The organism is Brachybacterium halotolerans, from assembly GCF_016623465.1.
Classification (GTDB): Bacteria; Actinomycetota; Actinomycetes; order Actinomycetales; family Dermabacteraceae; genus Brachybacterium; species Brachybacterium halotolerans.
Genome location: NZ_JAEDAJ010000003.1, coordinates 248,590 through 272,682, shown reverse-complemented (window position 1 = coordinate 272,682; position 24,093 = coordinate 248,590). Strand labels below are relative to the sequence as shown.

The window sequence follows — 24,093 nt, the reverse complement described above, 5'->3', positions numbered from 1 at the left end:
CTCAGCCCGGGGTGCACGGGCGAGGACTGCCGCCGTCCTCCTCGCGCGCGAGGATCGCGCGCAGCACGCGCGCCTGACCGGGCCGGGCCACGCGCACGGCCTGCTCGGGAGGGAGCAGGGCGGCGCGGCAGATCTCCCGCGCCTGCAGGACGTCCTGACCCGGGGCCTCGTCGATGTCGATCGACCCGCGCAGCCAGATCTCCACGCGATGGCGCTGCCCGCCGACCACGTCGATCACGCGCAGATCCGTGGACCGCAGCCCCGACTCCTCGCGCAGCTCCCGTGCCGCGGCGGCCTGCGGCGTCTCGCCGGGGAGCATGTGCCCCGAGGGCACGCCCCAGCGGCCGTCCTCCCAGAAGCGGTGCTCGAACAGCAGCACCCGTCCGTCGGCCGTCCGCAGCACCGCGCACACGCTGACCAGGAAGCGCGGCTGGCTGAGGCGCACGGCGCACCAGACGATCTTGCGGCGCACGGGCCCCGGGAGGGCATCGAGCACGGCGGAGAGCTGTCGCACGGGCAGGGGCATGCTGGGCAGTGTACGGGCGCTGATCGAGGACGGGCAGGACGGGCGGGGCGGGGGATGGTCACCGATCGGGCATGTCGGATCCGGCCCCTAGAGTGGGAGGCATGACGGATCAGACGAGCCCCGAGACCACCCCTGCCACCTCGCACGCCGCATCCGACGGGACGCCCGATCTCTCCGCCGTGACGGTGAGCGTGCTGGGCGCCGGCAACATGGGCGGAGCGTTCGTGCGGGCGATGCTCGCCGCGGGCGTCGCGCCGCAGAACCTGCGCGTCGTGAACTCCTCGGACGCCTCCTCCCGGCGCGCGGCCGACGAGCTCGGCGCCACCGCCGGATCGCTGTCGGACCTGAGCGGGTCGGACGTCGTCGTGCTCGGCGTGAAGCCCTACCAGCTCGACGCGGTGATGCCCGAGGTGCGCTCCGCGCTCGCCGAGGACACCCTGGTCATCTGCCTCGCGGCCGGCACCAGCCTCGCGGCGCTCACCGAGGTTCTCGGCGGGCACACGCAGATCGTGCGCGCGATGCCCAACACCCCGATGTCCGTGGGGGAGGGCGTCACCCACCTCATGGCGTCCGACGACGCGACCGAGTCCTCGGTCGAGCTGGCCCGCGCACTGCTCTCGGCCGCGGGGATCGTCGTGGACCTGCCCGAGGAGAAGGGCCACGCGATGATCGGCGCCGCGGGCAGCGCGAGCGCCTTCGTGTTCACCGTCGTCGACGCGATGATCGACGAGGCCGTGCGCCAGGGGATCCCGCGCCCGGAGGCCACGCGCGTGATCCTCCAGACCGTGCGCGGCGCCGCGACCCTTCTGCAGGAGACCGGCCAGCACCCGGCCGTCGCGCGCAGCGCGGTGATGAGCCCCGGCGGCACCACCGCGGAGGGCATCGCGGCGCTCGAGCGCGGCGGCATCCGCCCGGCGCTCGCCGGCGCCATGGACGCCGCGGCGCGCAAGTCCCGGGCCATGTCGGGGGAGTGACCCGGCCGGGCGGCCCGCCTGCTCCGAGTCGGCGGGCTGACCCGTCTCGGATCGGCCGGCCCTCTCGCCGGCCGGTCCGCCTCAGGGGCGGTTGGAGAAGCGCTCGATGAGCTCGGTGTGCCCGGACACGATCAGCAGATCGTGCTGGGAGACCTTGGTGTCCGGGCCGGCGTAGGTGAAGTCGCGGCCGGGCGACTTCACGCCGACCACGGTCACGCCGTACTTCGCGCGGATATCGGACTCCTGCAGGGTGAAGCCCATGATCTCCTGCGGCGGGCGCATCTTCACGATCGCGAAGCCGTCGTCGAACTCGATGAAGTCGATGAGGCGCCCGTTGACCAGGTGCGCGACGCGCTGACCGGCATCCTTCTCCGGGAAGACCACGTGATGGGCGCCGATGCGCTCGAGGATCTTGCCGTGCGGCACGCTGATGGCCTTCGCCCAGATCACGGGCTTGCCCAGGTCCACGAGGTTCGCGGTGATCAGCACGCTCGCCTCGAGGGACGTGCCCACGCCCACCACCGCGACGGAGAAGTCGGCCGCGCCCACCTGGGCGAGGGCCTCCATCTGCGTGCCGTCGGCCTCGACCACATGGGTGAGGCGACCCGAGTACTCCTGCACGAGATCCTCGCGCGTGTCCATCGCGAGCACGTTCGTGCCGAGCTCCTCGAGGGTCAGGGCCAGGGAGGCTCCGAAGCGGCCCAGGCCCACGACCAGGGCTCCGCTGCTGCCACGGGGACGGGCCACGATGTCTCCTCACATGCGGACGGCGGGACGGCGCCGGAGCGCCGCGAACAGTCTAGAGCGCTGCGCAGTGGTCGTTATGGACGTTCAGAACGACCGCTTCGCAGCACTCAACGCGTTGCGGGACGGGCGCGACGAGACGGGGCGGCGGGTCGGAGGGTGCCTGGCGGGGTGGCTCGACAGCACGGCGGCCCGGCACGCAGCGGCATCAGCCGACGATGGGGCGCTCGCTGGGCAGGCGCACCACGCGCGAGCGCGACCGCAGCGCAAGAGCGGCGCCGAGCGTCATCGGCCCGATCCTGCCCAGATACATGCACACGATGAGGACGTAGCTCGCGGCGTCGCCGAGATGCGGGGTGATGCCCGTGGACAGCCCCACGGTGCCGAAGGCGGAGAGCACCTCGAACAGCACCTGGTCCAGGCTGAACGGTGTGAGCTGCAGGGTCAGGAACGTCGCGATGAACACGACCGAGGCGCTCATGACGAGCACGCCGATCGCCTGGCGGATGGTCTCCTGCGGGATCCGACGCCCGAACACCTCGACGTCGCGGTCGCCCCGCGCCTCGGCGACGATCGAGAGCGCGAGCAGCGCGAACGTCGTCACCTTGATGCCGCCGCCCGTCGACCCCGAGCCGCCGCCGATGAACATGAGCAGGTCCGTGAACAGGCGCGTCTCGGGTTCGAGGGAGGCGATGTCGAGCGTGGAGAAGCCGCCCGAGCGCGGCATCACCGAGGCGAACAGGGAGGCCAGCATCTTTGCGCCGAAGTCCTCGCGGCCCAGCGTGTGCGGGTTCGACCACTCCATCGCGAGGTAGCCGAGCATGCCGGCGACCAGCAGGATCCCCGAGGTCGCGAGGGTGAGCTTCGCATGCAGCGTCCAGTGATGAGGTGTGCGCCATCTCTTGACCAGCACGAGCACCACGGGGAATCCGAGCGAGCCCATGAACACGGCCGTCGAGATCGGGATCGAGAAGAACGGATCGCCCAGGTACTGGGAGATCCCGCCGGGATCGGGCACGAAGCCCGCGTTGTTGAACGCGCTGATCGCGTAGAAGGCGCCGTAGAAGACGGAGGTGCCGGTGCCGTGCTCGGTCGCGATCATGTACGGCACGAGCGCGAGGAAGGTGAGGACCTCGAAGGCCGTCGAGGTGATGACGATCGTGCGCAGCACGCTGCCCACCTCGGCGAGCTGCTCGGCGCGGGTCTCGCGCGCCGTGATGATCCTCTGGGCGAGCCCCATCGAGCGCATCACCGACAGCCCCAGCAGCGAGGCGAGGGTGAGCACGCCCAGCCCCCCGATCTTCATCGCGACCATGAGGACCACGAGACCGAAGGTCGACCAGTGCGTGGCCGTGTCGACCGTGGTCAGCCCGGTCACGCAGATGGCGGAGACGGCCGTGAACACGGCGTCGCGGAAGTCGGTGGCCTGGCCGTCGGACGCCGCGAGCGGGGACATCAGCAGCAGCGTGACCAGGCCGATCATCGCGGTGAACACGGTCAGTGCGAGGCGGGCGGGGGAGGTCCTCGCGGCCGTCGCGAGAGCGGTGCTCGAGAACTCGCGGATGCGCTGCCAGAGGGAGACCGCGGACAGGTCTGTGCGCCCGTCCTCGTCCCGGCCCTCGCTCATCCGGCTGCTCCTCGTCCTGCGTCTCGGTCCTGCGTCTCGTGCCCGTCGCGTATGCGCTGTCCGACCAGCGGCGCCGGGGGCCCGCGGGCCCCCGTAACCGCCCGCCGCGCAGGCGCTGATCCGTCGCGCAGTCTACGTCGGCGATGCGCTCGTCCGGCCCTGCACTGGGTACGCTCGCACGCATGGTCTCCGCCCCCCATGGCTCCTCCGCCGCCGGTGTCGTCTGGGACGACTCCCTCCTCGCCTACGACTTCGGCCCCTACCACCCGATGTCGCCCGTCCGCCTCGAGCTGACCAGGCTGCTCGCCGAGACCAGCGGACTGCTCGCGCGCCCCGGGGTGCGGATCCTGCCCGCGCCCGTCGCGGACGACGCGGAGCTGCTGCGCGTGCACACCCCGGAGTTCCTGGCCGCCGTGCGCCGCGCCTCGGAGCCCGGGGCGGGGAAGGACGGCGGGGACGACGCGCTCATCGCCTTCGGCATCGGGGGCGACGACGTCCCCGCCTTCGAGGGCATACACACCGCGAGCGCCCGCATCGTCGGCGGATCGATCGCCGCGGTCGACGCGATCCGCGCCGGCGAGGTGGACCGTGCCGTGAACTTCGCCGGCGGCATGCACCATGCGCGCGCCTCGCAGGCCGCCGGGTTCTGCGTGTACAACGACGCGGCGATCGCCATCGCCCACGCCCTGAACGCGGGGGAGGAGCGCATCCTCTACGTCGACCTCGACGTCCACCACGGCGACGGCGTCGAGCGCGCGCTCTGGGACGAGCCGCGCGCCGTCACCCTCTCGATCCACGAGAGCGGCGAGCACCTCTACCCGGGCACCGGCTTCGTCCAGGACACCGGCGGCGCGGGCGCCCTGGGCAGCGCGATCAACGTCCCGCTCCCGCCGCGCACCGACGCGGACGGCTGGGTGCGCGCGATCGGCGCGACCGTGCCCGCCCTCGCCCGCGCCGTCCGCCCGACGCTCCTGGTCACCCAGCACGGCGCCGACAGCCACCGCAAGGACCCGCTCGCCGATGTCCGCGCGACCCTCGAGGCCCAGCGGGCGGCGATGATGCTCATGCGCGAGGTGGCGGAGGAGTCCGCGGGCGGGCGCTGGCTCGCCCTCGGCGGCGGCGGGTACGCGGTCACCGACGTGGTCCCGCGCTCCTGGGCGCACCTGGTGGCCGTGGTCACCGGGGAGCCGCTCCCGGAGGAGGGCGACGTCCCCGAGGCGTACCGCCGCGCCGCCCCCGAGGTGCTGCGCTCCCACGGCCTGCTCGACCCCGACGCCCCGCCCGAGATGGGGTACGGGGAGCAGCGCCCCCTGGACGTGCGCGACTGGTCGCTGGGCTTCGATCCGGCCGACGACCTCGACCGCGCCGTCCAGGCCGCCCGCCGCTCCGCCTTCCCCGAGTGGGGCCTGGACCCGTTCCTCGACTGAGGACCCCGCGGCGCGGCGACTGCCAGAATGGCCGCATGACCACTCGACCCCCGTCGGACGACCCGTCGGACGAGCCGGCGGACGACCCGACGAACGACCCGGTGGAGCCCCGCTCGGACGCCACGCGGGTGCTCGACGACCTCGCCGCCGATCTCGACGGGGTCCGCCTCTGCTTCGAGGCGCCCGGCGCCGCGCAGACCCGCAGCGCGGTGACCGCAGCCTCCCGCCAGCTCGCCGACCACCTCGTCCCGCGCCTGCAGTCCGTCGACGCTCCGCTGCTCGTGGTCGTCGGCGGCTCGACGGGCGCCGGCAAGTCGACCCTGCTGAACGCCCTGGTCGGCCGGCCCGTCACCCGTGCCGGCGCGATCCGCCCCACGACCCGGAGGCCCGTGCTGCTGCACCATCCGGAGGACGCCCCCTGGTTCGAGGGCGCGCGGATCCTGCCCGGCCTCGCCCGCGTCCGCGGGGGAGCGGGCGCCGGCGCCCCGTCGGCCGGATCCGAGGACGAGCCCTCGCGCGAGCTCGAGCTGCGCCCCCTCGCCGAGGTCCCGCGCGGCCTCGCCCTGCTGGATGCACCGGACATCGACTCGATCGCCGCGGGCAACCGCGAGCTCGCCCGGCAGCTGCTGCGCGCCGCCGATCTCTGGCTGTTCGTGACCACCGCCAACCGCTACGCCGACGCGGTCCCGTGGGAGGTGTTGCGCACCGCGGTCGAGGCGGACGCCACGGTCGCCGTGGTCATGAACCGCATCCCCGAGCGGCCCGGCATCGCCGAGGAGCTCGAGACCGACCTGCGCGCGATGCTGGAGGACCGCGGGCTCGAGCCCGCCCGGCTCTTCCTCGTGCCGGAGTCGTCGCTCTCGGCCGAGGGGATGCTCGACCACGCCCGCGTCGGCGAGATCGACGCCTGGCTGCACGGGCTCGCCGCGGACCAGGGCGCACGCGGCGCGATCGCCCGGCGCACCCTCGCCGGCGCCCTCGACTCCCTGGACGGGACCCTGCAGGACGTGGCCGCCGGTGTCGAGGAGCAGCGCGCGATCCGCGAGGAGCTCGCGACGGCGGTCGACGTTGCCTTCGCCGACGTCGCCCGGCGCATCGAGGCGGCCGTGGGCGACGGGTCCCTGCTGCGCGGCGAGGTCCTCGCCCGCTGGCAGGAGGTCGTGGGCACCGGCGAGATCGTCCGCTCGCTCGAGAGCTTCGTCGGCCGGGTGCGCGATCGCCTCGGACGGGCGCTGCGCGGCGAGGGCAGACCGGCGGTCGCGGCCCAGGACGCCCTTGAGACGGGCCTCGTGCACGTGGTGGTCGACGAGACCGCGCGCGGCGCCGAGCACGTCGAGCAGGCATGGCGCTCGCACCCCGCCGGGCGTGCCCTCGTGGAGGGCGCCGACCTCTCCCGCATGGAGCCCGGCTACGAGCAGCAGGTCGCCCGGGCCGTGCGCGACTGGCAGGGGGACGTGCTCGAGCTCGTGCGCAGCGAGGGCGCGGATCGTCGCACGAAGGCCCGCATCCTGTCGCTCGGCGTGAACGTCGTGGGCGTCGCGCTCATGGTCGTCGTCTTCGCCTCCACGGCCTTCATCCCCACCGGCCTGGAGGTCGGCACGGGCGCCGCGACCGCGATCGTCGGCCAGAAGCTGCTCGAGACGATCTTCGGCGAGGACGCCGTGCGGAGACTGGCCCGCGTGGCCCGCGAGAGCCTCGTCTCGCGGCTCGAGGGACTCGTCGCCGAGCGCGCCGAGCCCTTCCGTGAGCGCCTGGACGCCGTGCCCGAGGGCACGGAGCCCGCGGCCCTGCGGGCCGACGCGCGCGGGGCGGCAGCGCTCGCCGCCGGCATCCGGACGCAGGCCGAGCAGGCGACGGGCGGCCGGACGGCGCAGGAGCCCACGATCCAGGAGCGCCCGACCCAGGAGCCCCCGAGTCACGAACCCACGACCGGGGAGGACATCGCATGAGTCCGCGCACCTCCCGCAGCCCGCGCGGCGCCCGCGCCGGATCTGCGGAGACCCTCGCGACCCTGGCCGAGCGCCGGGACGCCCTCGTGCGGGCCCGTGAGGATCTCGGGGGCATCGCCCCGGCGGACGCTCTCGATGCGACCGGGGAGATGCTCGAGCGGCTCGATGCGCGCACCGCGCTCTCGGCGGAGCACACGGTCATCGGCTTCTTCGGCGCGACCGGATCCGGCAAGTCCTCGCTCATGAACACCCTGGTGGGGGAGGAGATCTCGCCGGCTGCGGTGCGTCGGCCGACGACGCGCGACCCGCACGCCGCGGTGCTCGACCCCGCCGGGGCCGACGCCCTCCTGGACTGGCTCGAGGTCGCCGACCGCCACGAGGTGCAGGGCGGTCCGCTGCACGACGCGCTCGCGCAGGCGGCCGCGGACGGCGCCGGGCGCGCCGCTCGAGCAGGCCGTGCCGGCGGTGCCTCCGGAACGGGACCCGCCGCCGGCATGGTGCTCCTGGACCTGCCCGATCTCGACTCCGTCCAGGAGTCTCACCGCGACATCGCCGAGCGCATGACCGGCATGGTCGACGTGCTCGTGTGGGTCACGGACCCGCAGAAGTACGCCGACCGGGTGCTGCACCGCGACTTCGTCGAGCCCTTCGCCGGCCACGACGCCGTCACGCTCGTGCTGCTCAATCAGATCGACACCGTGCGCGAGGACGAGCGCGAGAGCGTGCACGCCTCCCTCGAGCAGATCGTGCGCGGGGACGGCCTCGAGCACGCGCCCGTCCTCGCGGTCTCCGCGCAGACCGGCGCGGGCCTCGCGGAGGTCCGCTCCCGCTTCGCGGCCGTCGCCCAGGCCCGTGAGGCGATCGCCATGCGTCGGCGCGCCGACCTGCGGGAAGCCGCTACGGGACTGCGCGAGGCCGCGGATCCCTCGGGTCTGCCGGACCGGGTGCCGCCGGCCGCCGAGCGCTCGCTCGAGGACGCCCTCGGGGCCGCCGCCCGCATCGAGCCCGTGGCCGAGGCCGTGGGGAAGGCCTACCGGCATCGCGCCGACGCGCGCAGCGGCTGGCCCGTCGTGCGCTGGCTCCGGCGTGTGCGCCCGGACCCCCTGGGACGCCTCCACCTCGGGGCCGACGCATCACGCGGCGGCCGAGGCGCAGAGGCGCGGTCTTCGTTGCCCGTGCCCGACGCGGCGACCTCGGCCCGCGCCTCCGAGGGCCTGCGCGGATTCGCCGACACCGTCAGCCGCGAGGGTTCCGCCCCGTGGCGCGCGGCGGTGCGCCGCTCCGCCCGCTCGCGCGAGGACGAGCTCCCGGACGCTCTTGACCAGGCCGTCGTCGGCGCGGACCTCTCGCGCCGCACCCGTGGCTGGTGGTGGCCCGTCCTCGATGTGCTGCAGTGGCTCGCGATGGCGGCCTGGGTGGTGGGTCTGGGCTGGCTCGTGCTCAACGCGGTCCTCGCGTTCTTCCAGGTCCCGGCGCCGCCGATGCCGATGATCCGCGAGCTGTGGGTGCCGATCCCCCTGCCCACGGCGCTCGTCGTGCTGGGCGTGGGGGCGGGGATCCTGCTGGCCGTGCTCGGCGGGGCACTCGCCGCCCTCGTCTCGCGCCTCCACGCGGCCCGTGCCCGACGGCTGCTGCGCGCCCGCGTGCACGAGGTCGCGGCCGATCTCGTCGTCGGCCCCGTGCAGGACAGACTGGACGCGGCCCGCAGATCTGCGACGGATCTCGCAGAGGCGGGCGGGGACGCACCCCCTCGGCGCGTGTAAAGTGGGGCGTCGACTGTGGCACGGGCCCTGGACTCGTGGTGCTCATGCGTGGGCGCCGCATCCCGCCCCCGGGAGCGGGGAGCACCGCCTGTGGGCCGGGCCGCGTGCAGTCCGCTCTCCGTCCGAGACCGCAGGCATCCGCCTGCAGAACAGGGGTCCCCATGGGTTCCGTGATCAAGAAGCGTCGCAAGCGCATGTCGAAGAAGAAGCACCGCAAGCTGCTTCGTCGCACGCGCCACCAGCGCCGCAACAAGAAGTGATCTGCGCGCCCCCAGGGCGCGACCGCATGCGGGCCCCGCGGCCCGCGCGGTGATCACTGCACGAGGACCCCGCCGGATCTCCGGCGGGGTCCTCGTGCGTTGCGATGCGGGGCCTCTCGGTCCGCCCGGTTCGAGGGGCCTCTCGCTCCTTCGGGCTCAGCGGCCCAGGATCCTCTTCCACCAGGGCCGACGGCTGAGCGCCGAGCGCAGGGACGACGCGTCGACGTGGTAGCGGGCCTGCACGACGCCGTCGACCACGATCACCGGCACGTGCTCGTTCCAGTCGCGCTGCAGGCCGGGGTCCTCGTCGATGTCGCGCACCTCCACGACCGTCCCCGCGCGGTCGGCCTCGGCGCGGACGACGGGCAGCGCCTCGTCGCACAGATGGCAGCCGGGGCGGGTGAGGTACAGCACGCGCGCATCCGGATCCGTGGTGCGCGGCGGGCGGGGAAGGTCGGCGGGGAGGCTCATCACCCGTTCAGCGTAGAGCGTCCCGCGCTGCATCGGCCCGGCGCCGTCCCCGCACAGGCCGTGCGTCGGTCCCGCGCACGACGAAGGGCCGTCCACCCGGTGGTGGACGGCCCTTCAGCAGCTGTGGGCGGAGGCCCGGCGAGCCGATCACGCGATCAGTCGATCACGCACGCGATCAGGCGATCAGGCGATCATCCGGTCAGGCTGTCTCCGCGCACACGGGATCACGCAGCGGCGGGAGCGGTGAACTCGGCCTCGATGGTGATCTTGACCTCGTCGGCCACGAGCACGCCGCCGGCCTCGAGGGCGGCGTTCCAGGTGAGCCCGAAGTCCTTGCGGGAGATCTTGGTGGAGGCGGTGAAGCCCGCGCGGTACTGGCCGAAGGGGTCGGTCGCAGCGCCCTCGTAGTCGTAGTCGAGGGTGATGGACTTGGTGACGCCGCTGATGGTCAGATCGCCCACGATCTCATCGTCGGAGACGGACGTCGAGGAGAAGGTGATCTCCGGGTTCGTCTCGGCGTCGAAGAAGTCACCGGAGCGCAGGTGGTTGTCGCGGTCCGGGTTGCCGGTCGAGATCGACGCGGTCTTCAGGGAGGCCTCGAAGCGGCTGGACTCGAGGTCGGCGCCCGCGACGAAGGAGCCCGTGACGTCCGCGAAGTGGCCGCGCACCTTGGAGATGCCCGCGTGGCGGATGGTGAAGCCGGCGTTGGTGTGGGAGGCGTCCAGCGTCCAGGTGCCCTGGGAGATGCCATCGGGGAGAGCAGTCATCGTGTGCCGTCCTTCTTTCCTTGAATGTTGCACGAACTCTGTGCTTGAAAGGTAAACTATGATGGACGTCGGGCGCAAGGCCCCAGGGGTCCGGAAGGAGCATGTGATGTCGACCACCGAGGATACGCGGGAACCGCGCGGTGCGGACGGCGAGTCGGTGAACGGCCGCGGTACGGGCGGAGCGTCGCCCGCGAGCGGCGTACCCGTCGCCGACGGCACGAGCGCTGATCGCGAGGGCACGGAGGGCGCGGGCGGCGAGGTGGAGTGGCTGAGCCACGACGAGCAGCAGGCCTGGCGCACGTTCCTCTACGGCGTGAACCTGCTGATGGAGAACATCTCGACGGCGCTCGAGCAGGATCCGCGCTTCGATCTCTCCCTCGACGAGTACGAGATCCTCGTGCGGCTCTCCGAGGCGCCCGAGGGCCGGATCCGGATGTCGGGGCTGGCCGATCAGGTCGTGCACTCTCGCTCGCGCCTGACCCACACCGTCGCCCGCCTCGAGAAGCGCGGCATCCTCGAGCGCGTCCGCTGCTCGGGTGACGGCCGGGGTCGCGAGGCGGTGCTCACCGAGGCCGGCGCCGAGCTGCTGCGCCAGGCGGCGCCCGTGCACGTGGCCTCCGTGCGGGAGCGGCTGCTGGATGCCGTGGGCACCGAGGACCTGCTGGAACTGGGCCGGATCATGGCCCGCACCATCCCCGAGGGCGCCCCCGTGACCCTGGGCACCGTCCCATCCGACGTCAAGGATTGATTGGTACCTTGAGGCGGTTCGCCACTCGTCGCGGGCACGGCCCCGTTCTGCGCATCGTCGGCCGCCCCGAGTGTCGATCCGGCCCACACCCTCGGTTCCCGCGGAGGTCCCCGCGCCCATGAGCACGACCGTCATCCACCTGGTCCGTCACGGAGAGGTGCACAACCCCGAGAAGATCCTCTACGGGAGGCTGCCGGGGTACCGCCTGTCCGAGCGCGGCCAGAAGATGGCGCAGCTCGCCGCCGAGCACCTCGCCCCGCGCGACGTGCGCGCCGTCTGGGCCTCGCCGCTGCTGCGGGCCCAGCAGACCGCCGCGCCGATCGCCGCCGTGCACGGCCTCCCCGTCGCGCAGGACGTGCGGCTCATCGAGTCCGGCAACCACTTCGAGGGCCAGCGCATGGGCCACGGCGAAGCCCGCTTCTCCGATCCGCGCAACTGGCGCTGGTTCGCCAACCCCTTCCGCCCGTCCTGGGGCGAGCCCTATCGGGACCAGGCCGCGCGCGTGATCAGCGCTGTGCAGTCGGCCCGCGCCGAGGTCGAGGGCCACGAGGCCGTCCTCGTGCTGCACCAGCTGCCGATCTGGGTCACCCGGCTCTCGGCCGAGGGCAAGCCGCTCTTTCACGACCCGCGGCGCCGGCAGTGCCGTCTGTGCTCGGTGACGAGCCTGCGGTTCGTCGGCCCGCATCTCGCCGGCATCGACTACGCCGAGCCGGCCGCCGAGCTCTACATGGGCTCGGTCGACGCAACTGGGGGCAAGCTCGCATGAACGACCTCCCCAGCGCCCGCCCCGTCGGCCGTCGCACCCTGTTCGGCGCGGCCGGGCTCGGCGCCGGCGCCCTCCTGCTCGCGGCCTGCGGCTCGGACACCTCCTCGCGCTACGGCGACAGCGGCGGCGACGGCGAGAACGGCTTCGTCTCCGGCGACGGCGTGACCACCGAGATCGACCCCGAGGATCGCAGCGATCCCGTCGACTTCAGCGGCACCACCTACGAGGGCAAGGCCTTCGCGAGCGCCGACGAGCTGGGCTCCGTGCTCGTCCTGAACATCTGGTACGCCTCGTGCGCGCCGTGCCGCAAGGAGGCCCCGGACCTCGTCGAGATCGCCGGCGACTACGCCGCCAAGGGCGTGGAGTTCGTCGGCATCAACGTGCGCGACGAGAAGGGCCCGGCCGTCGCCTTCCAGAAGAAGTACAAGATCCCCTACCCGTCACTGCCTGACCTGGACTCCAAGATCCTCTACGCGCTGCGCGGCCAGGTCTCGCCCAACGCCGTCCCCTCGACGCTCGTGCTCGACGTGAAGGGCAGGGTCGCGGCGCGCATCTCCGGCGCCGCGGATCCCTCGATCCTGCGGTCGATGATCGAGACCGTCGTGGACGAATGAGCGCGATGGACATCGGACAGGTCTTCTCCACGACGATCCTCTCGGGCTCCCTCTGGGTGGCCCTCGCGGTGGCCGCGGCCGCCGGGATCGTCGCCTTCGTCTCCCCATGCGTGCTGCCCGTGGTCCCCGGCTACCTCGGGTACGTCTCGGGTCTCGCGGGCCAGGGGTCCGACGGTGCCGGCCGCGGCGCGTCCGGCGGCGGGCGCGGCAGGGCACGCTCCCGCGGCGGCTCCTCCCGGATGGCGCTCGGAGCGGTGCTGTTCGTGCTCGGCTTCGCCGCCGTGTTCGTGGTGCTCGGCGGCTTCGTCGGGGCGCTCGGGCACGTCCTGCAGTCCCACGTCGTGTGGGTCAACCGGATCTCCGGCATCCTCGTGATCGCCATGGGCCTGCTGTTCCTGGGCCTGTTCCCCTCGCTGTCGGGGGAGAAGCGCCTGCACAGCCGTCCCGACGCGGGCCTCCTCGGGGCCCCGCTCATGGGGATCGTCTTCGGGTTCTCGTGGACCCCCTGCATCGGTCCGACCTACGCGGCCGTGGTCGCCCTCTCCCTGGACGGAGCGTCCCCGCTGCGCGGGGCCCTGCTCGCTCTCGCCTATTCCCTGGGTCTCGGCATTCCCTTCGTGCTGTTCGCGCTGCTCTTCCAGCGCGCGCTCGGCGCGAGCCGCGCCCTCGCCCGCCACCGTCGGACCATCTCCGTGGTCAGCGGCGCCCTGCTGATCGCGATCGGCGTGCTGCTGCTGACGGGGACCTGGACGCAGTGGATGGCGCAGTTGCAGACCCTCATCGGCGGATACGAGACGGTGGTGTGATGACCCAGGAGGACCGCAGGGCGCGCAAGGCGCAGCGCCGGGCGCAGAGCCGGGAGGCGAAGGGCGAGGACGCGAAGCCCCCGCGCTCCGAGCGGGCCCGTCGGGCACGCGACGAGCAGAAGGACCAGATGGGCACGGCGAGCACCCGTGACCGCCGGGTCGCTCCCGAGGCCCGCGATCTGCGCCAGGCCGGGAAGTCGGGCAAGGCCGGGGCCTCGCTGCCCAAGCTCGGCGTGCGCGGGACGCTGCTGTTCCTGTGGCGCCAGCTCACGAGCATGCAGACCGCCCTCTTCCTGCTCCTGCTGCTCGCGATCGCCGCCGTGCCGGGGTCCCTGTACCCGCAGCGCAACGTGGACGCCTCGAAGACGGAGCAGTACATCTCCGAGCACGGCTCGTGGGCGAAGTTCCTGGACACCCTGGGCTTCTTCGACGTGTTCTCCTCGGTGTGGTTCTCGGCGATCTACCTGCTGCTGTTCGTCTCCCTCGTGGGCTGCGTGATCCCGCGCCTGGGCGTGCACCTGCGCCAGATCCGCTCGCGCCCCCCGCGCACGCCCTCGCGCCTGCGCCGCTTCGCCGGGTTCACGCGCGTCGAGCTCCCGGGGGGCGACGTCGAGGCCGTCGCCGCTCGCGCGGCGAAGACCCTCAAGCGCTCCCGCTACCGCACCGACGTGCTCGAGGAGAAGGGCGGGGCGCGCTCGGTGACCTCCGAGCGCGGATACCTGCGCGAGACCGGCAACCTCCTCTTCCATGTGGCCCTGCTGGGCGTGCTCGTCGGCGTGGCCGCCGGCGGGCTCTTCCAGTACCGCGGCCAGATCACCGTGGTCGAGGGGGAGGGGTTCTCGAACTCCCTGGCCGAGTACGACTCCTTCGAGCAGGGCGCCTGGTACGACTCCTCGAAGCTGCCGTCGTTCCGCTTCACACTCGACGACTTCCGCGCCGAGTACGACACCAGCTCCAATGAGCACCGCTTCGGACAGCCCAAGAAGTTCGAGGCCGACGTCACGGTCGACGACCCGGACAAGAGCGGCGAGTACTCCAAGACGCTGCGCGTGAACCAGCCGCTGCACGTCCAGGGCACCACGATGTACCTCCTGGGCAACGGCTACGCGCCCGAGGTCACCGTGAAGGACCCCGACGGGAACGTCGTCGCCGAGGGGCCGATCATCACCATCCCCTCGGGCGACACCGGGTACACCTCGCAGCTGGTCATCAAGGCGCCCGACGCCCAGCCCAAGCAGATGGCCGTCGTCGGCTTCTTCCTGCCCACGGGCGTCATCGACGAGAAGGGGCCGCACTCCGAGTTCCCGGGCCTGGTGAACCCGCAGCTCGCCCTCACCGTCTACAACGGCGACCTGGGCCTGGACGACGGCGTCCCGAAGAACGCCTACCAGGTCGACGTCAGCAGCCTCACGCCGGTGGCCGACTCCGACGGCAACCAGTCCCTGGTGAGCCTCACCCCGGGGGAGTCGCAGACGCTCGCCGACGGCTCCTCGATCTCCTTCGACGGCGTCAAGCGCTACGCCGCCTTCGACATCAAGCGCGACCCGTTCCAGGTGTTCACGCTGGTCATGGCGCTGAGCGCGGTGCTGGGCCTGGTGCTCTCGCTGTTCGTGCCGCGCCGCCGCGTGTGGGTGCGGGCGGTGCCGTCGGCCCACGGGGTGGTCCTGGAGGTGGCGGGACTGGCCCGCAGCGACGATGATCGACTCGTGGAGGACGTGCGCGCGCTCGCCGAGCGCCTCGCGGACTCCGCCTCCACGGCGGCGGATCCGTCGCCATCCGATGACACGTCCGCTGATTCCCCGTCCTCAGATTCCCCGAGGCCCGCGCCCCAGACCCCGGAGACCGATTCCTCGCAGTCCAAGCCCTCGCACGAAGGACCCCTCCAGTGATCGACCAGCAGCTCGCGGAGCTCTCGAACCTCCTGATCATCGTCACGATCGTCCTGTACGTCCTGGCCCTCATCGGCTTCGGCGCGGACCTCTCGGGCGTCACCCAGCGGCGCAGCGACGAGAAGCTCGAGAAGCAGAAGCGCGAGAGCGAGGGCGCCCGCGCCGAGCTCGCGACCGTCGGCGCGAGCGCCGGGACGGCCGCGGCGGCCGGCGGGGGGCCCGGCGGGTCGACCGACGCCGGGACGACTCCCACCCGGACGGCCACGGCAGGGAAGGCCTCCGCCTCACGGGGCTCCGCCGGTGCCGCGACCTCGGGCAACGCGCTGGGCGCGCGCGGCTTCGGATACGTCATGGCCTCGATCGGCGCCGTCCTGCACATCACCGCGATGGTGCTGCGGGGCGTGGCGACCTGGCGCGTGCCGTGGGGCAACATGTACGAGTTCTCGATGACCTCGAGCGCGCTGATCGTCGCGCTGTTCGTGATCATCTCGATCCGCCGCAAGGACCTGCGTCTGCTCGGCACCCTCGTGATGCTCCCGGTGCTCGTGCTCATGCTGATCGCCCAGACGGCGTGGATCCTGCCCGCCTCCGACCTCACCCCGAGCCTGCAGAACTCCCACTGGCTGATCGTGCACATCGGCGTCGCCATCATCGCGACCGCGCTCTCGGGCCTCGGCGCGATCGTCGCCGCCCTCCAGCTGCTCTCGACCCGCACCCAGAAGGTGCGCGCCGCCCGCGAGGCGGCCGACCGCCCGCTGGGGCGCTTCTGGGGCCCGGTCTCGGCGCTCACCGAGCGCATCCCCGGCCCGGAGGCCCTCGAGGCGCTCTGCTTCCGCCTGCACTCCCTCGCCTTCGTGTGCTGGACCTTCACCCTGATCTTCGGTGCGGTCTGGGCCAACGAGGCCTGGGGCCGCTACTGGAACTGGGACCCCAAGGAGGTGTGGACCTTCGTGATCTGGGTGGTCTACGCCTGCTACCTGCACGCCCGCGCCACCCGCGGCTTCCGCGGCAACAAGGCGGCCTGGTTCGCCCTCGCCGGCTTCGCCTGCGTCATCATCAACTACACGGTCGTGAACCTCGTGATCAACGGCCTGCACTCCTACTCCGGACTCGGCTGAGCCGCCGGCGGGACCGCGACGCCGTGAACAGACGCCGCGAGTCCGACGCCGCGATCCCGCCGCCCCGGCGCAGAGATGAGGCCGGCGCACCGAGAACCCTGATTCCCGGTGCGCCGGCCTCATGTCTGCGTGCCGCGCGGGCGGCTGTCCGGCCCCTTCGGGGTCAGCCGCGCCCGTCGTCCGTGGTCGGGGTGGCCGGACCGGTGCCGTCGCCGCGCCCCCGGTCGTCGTCCTCGCCGCCGCTCCCGGTGTTGTCACCGCCGTCACCGCCGTCGCTCCCGCCGCGGCGCTCGCGCTCGCGGCGCTCGCGCCGGATGTCCTCGTCGAGCTTGCGCAGGAACTCGGGGTCCTCGTCGGGCGCCAGGGGCCGAGACCCGCGCGCACCCCGACCGCTTCGGGAGCCCCACGATCCCGCCGATCCCGCGGGTCCGTCCTCTCCGTCCCGGGAGGGGCCTCCGCGCAGCGGATCGAAGGCGCTCGGGGCGCCGCTCTCGCGGTCCTTGCCGACCAGCAGCCAGGTGAGCGGCCCCACCCAGGGCAGCAGCACGATGAGCACGATCCAGGCCCACTTCGGCAGACCGCGCAGCTGCGCGTTCTCGCACTGGATGCAGTCGGCGAGAGCGAAGATCGTCAGCCCGATCGAGGCGATGGCGAGGACACCCTTCAACATCCCCCGAGTCTACGGAACCTCGCGGGCCGGCGGGCCGGGCGCTTCGCACCGTCCGTCTCAGGACGCCAGGACCCGCCGCAGCTCCGCCATCTGCTCGTCGAGCTCCCGTGTGGTCTCGGCGATCTGCGACATGCGCCGGGAGTGCACCTCGGGGACGTCGCCGTCGAACTTGTAGCGCAGGGAGTGCTCGGTGCTCGCCCAGAAGTCCATCGCGATGGTGCGCAGCTGGATCTCCACGGGGATCTCGACGGTGCGGTCGGCGAGGAACACAGGCACCTGGACGATCAGGTGCAGGGAGCGGTACCCGTTGGGCTTGGGGTCGGCGATGTAGTCCTTGACCTGCAGGACCTCGAGGTCCTCCTGGCGGCGGATCGCGTCGCTCACGAGGTACACGTCGGCCACGTACGGGCAGGTGATCCGCAGGCCGGCGATGTCGAAGATCTGGGCGCGGATCGCGTCGAGGTCAGCCGGGACGCCGCGGGCGACGATCTTCTGGGTGAGCGACTCGGCGGACTTCAGACGGGTCTTCACGTGCTCGATCGGGGAGTGGTCGTGCTGGGCGTCGAACTGCTCGCGCAGGATGCCGACCTTCGTGGAGATCTCGTCGAGTCCGAACTTGTACTCCATGAGGAAGCCGCGCATGCGCTGCTGCATGCGGCGCAGCATGGTCTCGGCGTTCACGTGCTCGGCGTCGGGCCCGGCCAGGCGGCGCAGGAAGTCCAGCGCCCGGGGGTCGATCCCGTGCCCGGAGAACGAGGGGACGGCGTCGGACGCTCGCTCAGCACTCATGCGCCGGATCCTCCCACCGGTCTCTGGAGGTTCGGTGCGAGATCCCGGCACGGGATCCTCACGCGCCCTGTGTTCCGCGCCTCGGCCCGCACGGTCCGTCCAGGCGGGCGCATTACCCTGGCATCCATGCGAGACGTCCTGCTCTATACGGTGATCCGGCTGGTGGTGCTGGCCGCGGCCTGGTGGCTGATGGTGCAGATCGGCGTCGGGTTCTACCTCGCCGGGATCATCGCCGTGCTGATCGCGTTCCTGGTCTCGGTGCTCTTCCTGCGCGCCCCGCGCGAGCGGCTCGCGGGGAGGCTGCAGTCGGCCGACGAGCGCCGCCGCGAGCGCCGCGGCCCCGTCCGCGACGAGGACGCCGACGAGGAGGACGCGCTTCTCGACGAGGATGACGACGAGCGCTGAGCGCTGAGCGGGGACGCTCCGGGGGCGGCCCGGTGACGGGTCAGACCGCGAGGCCCACGAGGAGCAGCAGCGAGAAGACGAGCTCGAGCCGGCCGGCCCGGGCCAGCACCGGGATCAGAGCGCGCCCCTGCGTGCCGGCGAGCACCGTGCGCAGGGGGCCGACCGCGAGGACGGCGGCGAGCAGCACCACGAGCACCGGCGGGTGGGCCACCATGACCGGAACCATCAGCACGAACGGGACGACGAGGCATGCCGTCAGCAGCATGCGCGTGCCCCGGTCGCCGAGCCGCACCGCGAGGGTGTGCTTGCCGGCGACGGCATCGGTGGGCAGGTCCCGCAGGTTGTTGGTGAGCATGATGACCACGGCGAGCAGGCCGATCGCGCAGGCGGCGAGGATCGCCACCCAGCTCACGCGGAGCGTGATCGCATAGGAGGTGCCGCCCACGGCGACCAGCCCGAAGAAGATGAACACGAACAGCTCGCCGAGTCCCAGGTAGCCGTAGGGCCGCTTCCCGCCGGTGTAGAACCAGGCCGCGGCGATGGCGGCGGCTCCCACGATCACGGTCCACCAGATGCCGGCGATCGCGATGAGGACGAGTCCGAGCAGACCGCCGAGCCCGAGCGCGAGGAACGCCGCGCGCTTCACGGTGCCGGGCGCCGCTGATCGCGAGCCGGTGAGCCGGAAGGGACCCACGCGGTCGTCGTCCGTGCCGCGCACGCCGTCCGAGTAGTCGTTGGCGTAGTTCACGCCGATCTGCAGGCAGAGGGCCACGCCGAGGGCGAGCAGGGCCCGCGGGATGACCACGGCGGCGTCGAATCCGGCGTCCCAGAGCGCGGCCCCGGTGCCGGCGGCGACCGGGGAGATCGCGGCGGGAAGGGTGCGGGGGCGAGCGGCCTCGACCCACTGGGAGAACGTGGCCATGATGCTCCTCGAGGCGTGGTCTGCGGTGGCAGGACCGCAGTTCACGGCCCCATCAAGGATACGTCCGTTGAGGCCGCGCCCGGCGTGTGCCCGGGGGTGGCGTGGGTCGCGCCCACGCGCTCACGCGCCCATACGCCGATGCGTTCACGCGCCCTCCTGCTGGACCCGGGCCGGCGGGCGGTCTCAGCCGTGCGCCGAGGCGATGCGGGCCGCCGCGGCCCGGTCGATCTTCCCGATCCCCAGGCGTGGCAGAGCCTCGACGACGTGCACGTGCCGCGGCACGGCATGGGAGGGGACGCCTGTGGTGCGCAGCGCCGAGCGCACGAGGGCGGGCAGGTCCTCCGCCTCGGTCGGGGCGTCGTCGGCAGGGACGACGAGCGCTTCGACGCGCCGACCCCACTCGGGGTCCGGCACACCCACGACGACCCACTCGGCGAGCAGCCCGCGCAGCATGAGGGAGCGGTCGATCGCGCGCTCCACGTCCTGCGGGACGACCTTGAGGCCGCCGGTGGTGATGACGTCGTCCGCGCGGCCCAGGATCCGCAGTCGCCCGTCATCGATCCGGGCGAGGTCGCTGGTGACGAAGGCGCGCTCGCCGTCGGGGCCGACGAGGGGGAAGTCCTCGGTCGCCGCGATCCCGTCCGCGAGCACGTAGCCGTGGGCGAGGGTGGGCGAGCGCAGCCGCAGGCGGCCCTCCTCAGCGCCCTCCTCCGTGTCCTGCTCCGCCCCGTCCTCCGTCTCCACGAGCTCGAGTCGCACGCCGGGGAGCGGCACGCCGTCGTAGACGCAGCCGCCTGCGGTCTCGGAGGACCCGTACGTGGTGCGCACGGCGATGCGCGCCCCCTTCGCGCGCGCCAGCAGGTCGGGCGGCGTGGCCGCACCGCCCACGAGCACCGCGGAGAAGCGTGCGAGCAGGGCGCGGGCCCTGGCGCCGTCGCCCGACGCCTCGCCGAGCAGCCGGGTGAGCTGGGTGGGCACGAGCGAGGTGAAGGCGGGGAGGCCCGCTTCCGCGGCCTCCGCGAGGGCCGGCTCGGCGAGGGCGACGAAGCGGGCGGCGTCGAAGTGGGCGGAGAGATCCGGCAGGGGATCCGGGAGCGGGACGCGCTCGAGTCCCAGCACCTGGGCCGTGCGATGGGCCCGGGCGATGACCTGGATGCCGGCGATGTGGGTGGGCGGCAGCAGCGGCAGCCAGTGCCCGTGCCCCGCGTGCGCGGTCCGGTCGGCATCTGTGTCCCGGGCGCCGTCGCCGTCCGCGAAGAGCCGCGCGGTCGCGTCCTGCGAGGCGAGCAGCGAGCGCAGGGGATGGGCGACGGCCTTCGCTCGGCCCGTCGAGCCGGAGGTCGGGACCACCAGCACGGTGTCCTCGAAACCGGCGGGCATCGTCGGCGGCGGGTCGAACGGGCCCAGCCACAGCCGCCCGCGACCGGCCATGACCTCGCCGATCGCGCGGACGTGCTCGGCGAGCGAGGCCGCGGAGACGTCGAAAGCGGCGGGACGGATCCAGGGAGCGGATGCTGCCGTTGGGAGCTCGACCACGGCGCTCAGCCCTGCGGGTGGGGGAAGGACGACCAGTCGGGGGCGCGATGCTCGAGGAAGGCGTCGCGGCCCTCGACCGCCTCGTCCGTCATGTACGCCAGGCGCGTCGCCTCGCCCGCGAAGACCTGCTGGCCCATGAGGCCGTCGTCGGCCAGGTTGAAGGCGAACTTGAGCATGCGCACCGCCTGCGGGGACTTCGTGGCGATCGTCGCGGCCATCGCGAGCGCTGCGTCCTCGAGGTCCGCGTGGTCGACGACCCGGTTCACCGCGCCCCAGTCGTAGGCGTCCTGGGCCGAGTACTCCTCGGCGAGGAAGAAGATCTCGCGGGCCCGCTTCTGTCCCACCTGCTTGGCGAGGTACGCGGAGCCGTAGCCGCCGTCGAACGAGCCCACGTTCGCGTCGGTCTGCATGAAGCGCGCATGCTCCCGCGAGGCGATCGAGAGGTCGGCGACCACGTGCAGGGAGTGCCCGCCCCCGGCGGCCCAGCCGTTGACCACGGCGATCACGACCTTGCCCATGGTGCGGATCAGGCGCTGGACCTCGAGGATGTGCAGGCGGCCTCCCTGCCCGGCGGTGACGGTCTCGGCGGTCTCGCCGCCCGCGTACTGGTACCCGGAGCGCCCACGGATGCGCTGGTCCCCGCCCGAGCAGAACGCGAAGCCGCCGTCCTTGGGGGACGGACCGTTCCCGGTGAGGAGGATGACGCCGACCTCGGTGTCCAGCCGCGCGTGGTCGAGCGCCCTGTATAGCTCGTCGACCGTGTGCGGGCGGAAGGCGTTGCGCACCGCGGGCCGGTCGAAGGCGATCCGCACGCACGGCAGGTCCTTCGGCGCCTCGGGATCGGAGCGGTCCACGGCGCGGTGGAAGGTCACGTCCGTGAGCGCGGGACCGGCCAGCTCATCAGGGCCGATGTCCCGCCAGCGCTCGGGATCGAAGGTGTCGGAGATGTCGCGGGGCAGCTCGAAGCGGGGCATGCTCGCCAGGGTATCCCCGGCGCGCGCGGGGTTCGGCCCGCTCACGGGTGATCCGGCCGACGAGGAGCGGATGAGGATCGGACGGGATACTCAGGCGTCGTCGGCCCAGGGCAGCAGCACGGTGGGCGGAGCGGGATCGGTCACGAGTCGGCCGTAGGCGAGGACGTCCACGCGCTCGCCGCCGATGAGGAACTTCTCGCGCTCCGTGCCCTCGTGCAGGAAGCCGGCGGCGCGGGCGACGGCACCGGAGGCGGGATTGTCGATGCGGTGTCCGAGCTCGAGGCGCTCGAGCCCCCAGCCGCCCCGGTCGACGGGCCGCAGCGCGCGCTCGGCGAGGGCGGCCGCCGCCCGCGAGGCGAGGCCGCGGCCGCGATGCGCGGGATGCAGCCAGTAGAAGAACCAGCCGTTGCGATTGCCCTCGTCGACGCTCACGGCGACCAGGCCGACCATGCGGCCGTGCGCGCCCCGAACGGCATCCGGCTCGTCGTCCACGATCGCGAAGGCGTGCCGGTCCGCCCCGCGCAGCCAGGTGCAGTACTCCTCGGCCGACGTGGCGTCGTGCACGTCGCCCTGGCGGGACATGTCGGGGGAGGACGTGAAGGCCTCGAGGATCGCGTCGGCGTCGTCCGCTCGGACCTGGCGGAGGTGCGGGCCCGACGGTGCGGGGAGGGGGCGCGCGACGGCGTCCGACGTGGGGTGATGGACCATGCGAGCAGGCTACGACGCCCCCGCTGCCGAGCGACCCGTCGGCCGGGCCATCCCGTCCGCGCGTCGCCGCACGGATCCGCCCGCCGATGGGTAAGGTCCCGCGGGTGACTCACTCCTCGTCCTCCACGACATCGACGTCGACCGGCTCGGATGCCTCGGGCTCGGGCGCCCCCGACGCCCCCCGCCTCGAGCGCTCGCTCGGCAATCGCCACATCCAGCTGATCGCGATCGGCGGCGCCATCGGCACGGGCCTGTTCATGGGCTCGGGCAAGACCATCTCGGTGGCAGGCCCCTCCGTGCTGCTCGTCTACGTGGTCATCGGCTTCATGCTCTACTTCGTGATGCGCGCGATGGGCGAGATCCTGCTCTCGCGCCGCGAGTACCGGAACTTCGCCGATTTCACCGGTGACCTGCTCGGCCCCTGGGCGGCGTTCTTCACGGGCTGGACCTACTGGTTCTGCTGGGTCGTGACCGCGGTGGCCGACGTCATCGTGATCGCCTCGGTCTATCTGCGCGACCTGGTCCCCATGCTCCCGAGCTGGGCCACGCCCGTCCTCGCGATCGTGGTGATCGCCCTGCTCATCGGCCTGAACCTGCCGACGGTCCGCGCCTTCGGCGAGGCCGAGTTCTGGTTCGCCATGGTCAAGATCGTCGCGATCCTCGCCCTCATCGTCCTGGGACTCGTGCTCGTCCTCACGGGCTTCGAGACCTCGGCCGGCCCCTCGAGCTTCACCCACCTGTGGGCCGACGGCGGCTTCTTCCCGCGCGGCTTCACCGGCTTCGTCGCCGCCTTCCAGATCGCCACCTTCGCCTTCGTCGGCATCGAGCTGGTGGGCACCACGGCCGCCGAGACCCGCGACCCGGAGAAGAACCTGCCGCGCGCGGTGCGTTCGATCCCCGTCCGCATCCTGCTGTTCTACGTGGGCGCCCTCGTGATCCTCATGTCGGTGATGCCGTGGACGGTGTACAGCGCCGACGACTCCCCGTTCATCCAGGTCTTCGCGACCGCCGGTCTGCCCGCGGCCGCCGCCATCGTGAACCTCGTGGTCCTGACCTCGGCCATGTCCTCGGCGAACTCCGGGATCTACTCGACCTCCCGGATGGTGTTCGGCCTCGCCACCCAGAACGACGCGCCGCGCCTGTTCGCGCGCGTCTCGCGCCGCCACGTCCCGCAGAACGCCCTGTTCCTCACGGGCGTGATGCTGCTGGCCTCGGTGGTGCTCCTCGTCTTCGGGCTGGGGGAGTCGACCGCGTTCTCCGTGGTCACCACCGTCTCCTCGCTGTGCTTCATGTTCGTGTGGACGATGATCCTGCTGAGCTACCTGGCGTACCGCCGTCGGCGCCCGCAGGACCACGCCGCCAGCCGCTTCCGCATGCCGCTGGGCACCGTGATGTCCTTCGTCGTGATGGCGTTCTTCGCCTTCCTGCTCTGGGCGTTCACGGGCGCGTCCGACACCCTCGCGGGTCTCCTCGCGACGCCGGTCTGGTTCGTGATCGTCGCGATCGGTTACGTGCTGATCCGACGGGACGCCGCGCACGGCGCCCAGCGCGAGGAGTTCCGCGCGCGGGTCGCCCGCGAGAGGGACGAGGCGGCCCGCTGGCGGACCGAGCCCGTCGAGCGGGGCTAGCCTGGACGGGCG

24 protein-coding genes are annotated in these 24,093 nt (G+C 72.8%); 13 read left to right on the top strand and 11 right to left on the bottom strand.

Features of this window, described 5'->3' with window-relative positions; genetic code table 11:
* Position 1 precedes the first annotated feature (1 nt).
* Positions 2-526, bottom strand: a complete 525-nt coding sequence (locus tag I8D64_RS07740; RefSeq protein WP_200501919.1) for an NUDIX hydrolase — start codon at positions 524-526, stop codon at positions 2-4.
* 101 nt (positions 527-627) lie between these two features.
* Between I8D64_RS07740 and proC the strand changes: the two genes are divergently transcribed.
* Complete coding sequence (gene proC, locus I8D64_RS07735; RefSeq protein ID WP_200501918.1) at positions 628-1,500, top strand: pyrroline-5-carboxylate reductase; 873 nt, start codon at positions 628-630, stop codon at positions 1,498-1,500.
* A gap of 81 nt (positions 1,501-1,581) precedes the next feature.
* Here the strand turns inward: proC and I8D64_RS07730 are convergent, their stop codons facing one another.
* Both I8D64_RS07730 and I8D64_RS07725 read right to left on the bottom strand, forming a co-directional pair.
* Positions 1,582-2,247, bottom strand: coding sequence for a potassium channel family protein (locus I8D64_RS07730; protein WP_152351722.1), 666 nt, complete (start codon positions 2,245-2,247; stop codon positions 1,582-1,584).
* Positions 2,248-2,452: 205 nt separating this feature from the next.
* The gene (locus I8D64_RS07725; RefSeq protein ID WP_200501917.1) at positions 2,453-3,871 is read right to left on the bottom strand and encodes a TrkH family potassium uptake protein; all 1,419 of its coding nucleotides are present in this window, start codon (positions 3,869-3,871) and stop codon (positions 2,453-2,455) included.
* A 182-nt stretch (positions 3,872-4,053) separates the two neighbouring features.
* Between I8D64_RS07725 and I8D64_RS07720 the strand changes: the two genes are divergently transcribed.
* The 4 genes from I8D64_RS07720 to I8D64_RS07705 all read left to right on the top strand — a co-directional run bounded on the left by I8D64_RS07720 (position 4,054) and on the right by I8D64_RS07705 (position 9,270).
* Positions 4,054-5,298 (top strand): acetoin utilization protein AcuC, encoded by a 1,245-nt coding sequence (locus tag I8D64_RS07720; protein ID WP_200501916.1) that lies wholly within the window; start codon positions 4,054-4,056, stop codon positions 5,296-5,298.
* 35 nt (positions 5,299-5,333) lie between these two features.
* Positions 5,334-7,247: a dynamin family protein gene (locus I8D64_RS07715; protein ID WP_200501915.1), complete on the top strand. Its 1,914-nt coding sequence runs from the start codon at positions 5,334-5,336 to the stop codon at positions 7,245-7,247.
* Positions 7,244-9,010 (top strand): GTPase, encoded by a 1,767-nt coding sequence (locus I8D64_RS07710; protein WP_200501914.1) that lies wholly within the window; start codon positions 7,244-7,246, stop codon positions 9,008-9,010. The genes I8D64_RS07715 and I8D64_RS07710 overlap by 4 nt, the downstream gene beginning before the upstream one ends.
* Before the next feature lie 161 nt (positions 9,011-9,171).
* On the top strand, positions 9,172-9,270 hold the full coding sequence (locus I8D64_RS07705) for a 30S ribosomal protein bS22 (RefSeq protein WP_109274628.1): 99 nt from the start codon (positions 9,172-9,174) through the stop codon (positions 9,268-9,270).
* A 156-nt stretch (positions 9,271-9,426) separates the two neighbouring features.
* Here I8D64_RS07705 and I8D64_RS07700 read toward each other — a convergent pair whose 3' ends face one another.
* Together I8D64_RS07700 and I8D64_RS07695 are read right to left on the bottom strand one after the other, a co-directional pair.
* Positions 9,427-9,741 (bottom strand): glutaredoxin family protein, encoded by a 315-nt coding sequence (locus I8D64_RS07700; RefSeq protein WP_200501913.1) that lies wholly within the window; start codon positions 9,739-9,741, stop codon positions 9,427-9,429.
* Between the two features lie 224 nt (positions 9,742-9,965).
* Complete coding sequence (locus tag I8D64_RS07695; RefSeq protein ID WP_200501912.1) at positions 9,966-10,508, bottom strand: YceI family protein; 543 nt, start codon at positions 10,506-10,508, stop codon at positions 9,966-9,968.
* A 106-nt stretch (positions 10,509-10,614) separates the two neighbouring features.
* Between I8D64_RS07695 and I8D64_RS07690 the strand changes: the two genes are divergently transcribed.
* The 6 genes from I8D64_RS07690 to ccsB all read left to right on the top strand — a co-directional run bounded on the left by I8D64_RS07690 (position 10,615) and on the right by ccsB (position 16,449).
* A complete protein-coding gene (locus tag I8D64_RS07690; RefSeq protein WP_200501911.1) occupies positions 10,615-11,256 on the top strand; it encodes a MarR family winged helix-turn-helix transcriptional regulator in 642 nt (213 codons plus the stop codon).
* A gap of 118 nt (positions 11,257-11,374) precedes the next feature.
* A complete protein-coding gene (locus I8D64_RS07685; protein ID WP_200501910.1) occupies positions 11,375-12,022 on the top strand; it encodes a histidine phosphatase family protein in 648 nt (215 codons plus the stop codon).
* On the top strand, positions 12,019-12,636 hold the full coding sequence (locus I8D64_RS07680; protein ID WP_200501909.1) for a TlpA family protein disulfide reductase: 618 nt from the start codon (positions 12,019-12,021) through the stop codon (positions 12,634-12,636). Before I8D64_RS07685 ends, I8D64_RS07680 begins: the two co-directional genes overlap by 4 nt.
* On the top strand, positions 12,633-13,442 hold the full coding sequence (locus I8D64_RS07675; protein ID WP_200501908.1) for a cytochrome c biogenesis CcdA family protein: 810 nt from the start codon (positions 12,633-12,635) through the stop codon (positions 13,440-13,442). The genes I8D64_RS07680 and I8D64_RS07675 overlap by 4 nt, the downstream gene beginning before the upstream one ends.
* Positions 13,442-15,331: a cytochrome c biogenesis protein ResB gene (gene resB, locus I8D64_RS07670; protein ID WP_246482842.1), complete on the top strand. Its 1,890-nt coding sequence runs from the start codon at positions 13,442-13,444 to the stop codon at positions 15,329-15,331. The genes I8D64_RS07675 and resB overlap by 1 nt, the downstream gene beginning before the upstream one ends.
* Positions 15,328-16,449, top strand: coding sequence for a c-type cytochrome biogenesis protein CcsB (gene ccsB / locus I8D64_RS07665; protein ID WP_200501907.1), 1,122 nt, complete (start codon positions 15,328-15,330; stop codon positions 16,447-16,449). Before resB ends, ccsB begins: the two co-directional genes overlap by 4 nt.
* Before the next feature lie 163 nt (positions 16,450-16,612).
* Here the strand turns inward: ccsB and I8D64_RS07660 are convergent, their stop codons facing one another.
* Both I8D64_RS07660 and I8D64_RS07655 read right to left on the bottom strand, forming a co-directional pair.
* Positions 16,613-17,119, bottom strand: coding sequence for a PLD nuclease N-terminal domain-containing protein (locus I8D64_RS07660; RefSeq protein WP_200501906.1), 507 nt, complete (start codon positions 17,117-17,119; stop codon positions 16,613-16,615).
* Between the two features lie 57 nt (positions 17,120-17,176).
* Positions 17,177-17,908 (bottom strand): GTP pyrophosphokinase, encoded by a 732-nt coding sequence (locus I8D64_RS07655; RefSeq protein WP_246482841.1) that lies wholly within the window; start codon positions 17,906-17,908, stop codon positions 17,177-17,179.
* Positions 17,909-18,034: 126 nt separating this feature from the next.
* On the opposite strand from I8D64_RS07655, the gene I8D64_RS07650 reads away from it, so the two are divergent.
* The gene (locus I8D64_RS07650) at positions 18,035-18,313 is read left to right on the top strand and encodes a DUF4229 domain-containing protein (RefSeq protein WP_200501905.1); all 279 of its coding nucleotides are present in this window, start codon (positions 18,035-18,037) and stop codon (positions 18,311-18,313) included.
* A 40-nt stretch (positions 18,314-18,353) separates the two neighbouring features.
* Here I8D64_RS07650 and I8D64_RS07645 read toward each other — a convergent pair whose 3' ends face one another.
* From I8D64_RS07645 to I8D64_RS07630, 4 genes are all read right to left on the bottom strand, one after another.
* Positions 18,354-19,235, bottom strand: coding sequence for a 1,4-dihydroxy-2-naphthoate polyprenyltransferase (locus I8D64_RS07645; RefSeq protein ID WP_200501904.1), 882 nt, complete (start codon positions 19,233-19,235; stop codon positions 18,354-18,356).
* 183 nt (positions 19,236-19,418) lie between these two features.
* Positions 19,419-20,771, bottom strand: coding sequence for an AMP-binding protein (locus tag I8D64_RS07640; RefSeq protein WP_343068476.1), 1,353 nt, complete (start codon positions 20,769-20,771; stop codon positions 19,419-19,421).
* A 5-nt stretch (positions 20,772-20,776) separates the two neighbouring features.
* Positions 20,777-21,745: a 1,4-dihydroxy-2-naphthoyl-CoA synthase gene (locus tag I8D64_RS07635; RefSeq protein WP_200501903.1), complete on the bottom strand. Its 969-nt coding sequence runs from the start codon at positions 21,743-21,745 to the stop codon at positions 20,777-20,779.
* A gap of 90 nt (positions 21,746-21,835) precedes the next feature.
* The gene (locus I8D64_RS07630) at positions 21,836-22,453 is read right to left on the bottom strand and encodes a GNAT family N-acetyltransferase (RefSeq protein ID WP_200501902.1); all 618 of its coding nucleotides are present in this window, start codon (positions 22,451-22,453) and stop codon (positions 21,836-21,838) included.
* Positions 22,454-22,557: 104 nt separating this feature from the next.
* Here I8D64_RS07630 and I8D64_RS07625 point away from each other — a divergent pair, with 104 nt between their 5' ends.
* Complete coding sequence (locus I8D64_RS07625) at positions 22,558-24,081, top strand: amino acid permease (protein ID WP_343068475.1); 1,524 nt, start codon at positions 22,558-22,560, stop codon at positions 24,079-24,081.
* Positions 24,082-24,093: the final 12 nt, after the last annotated feature.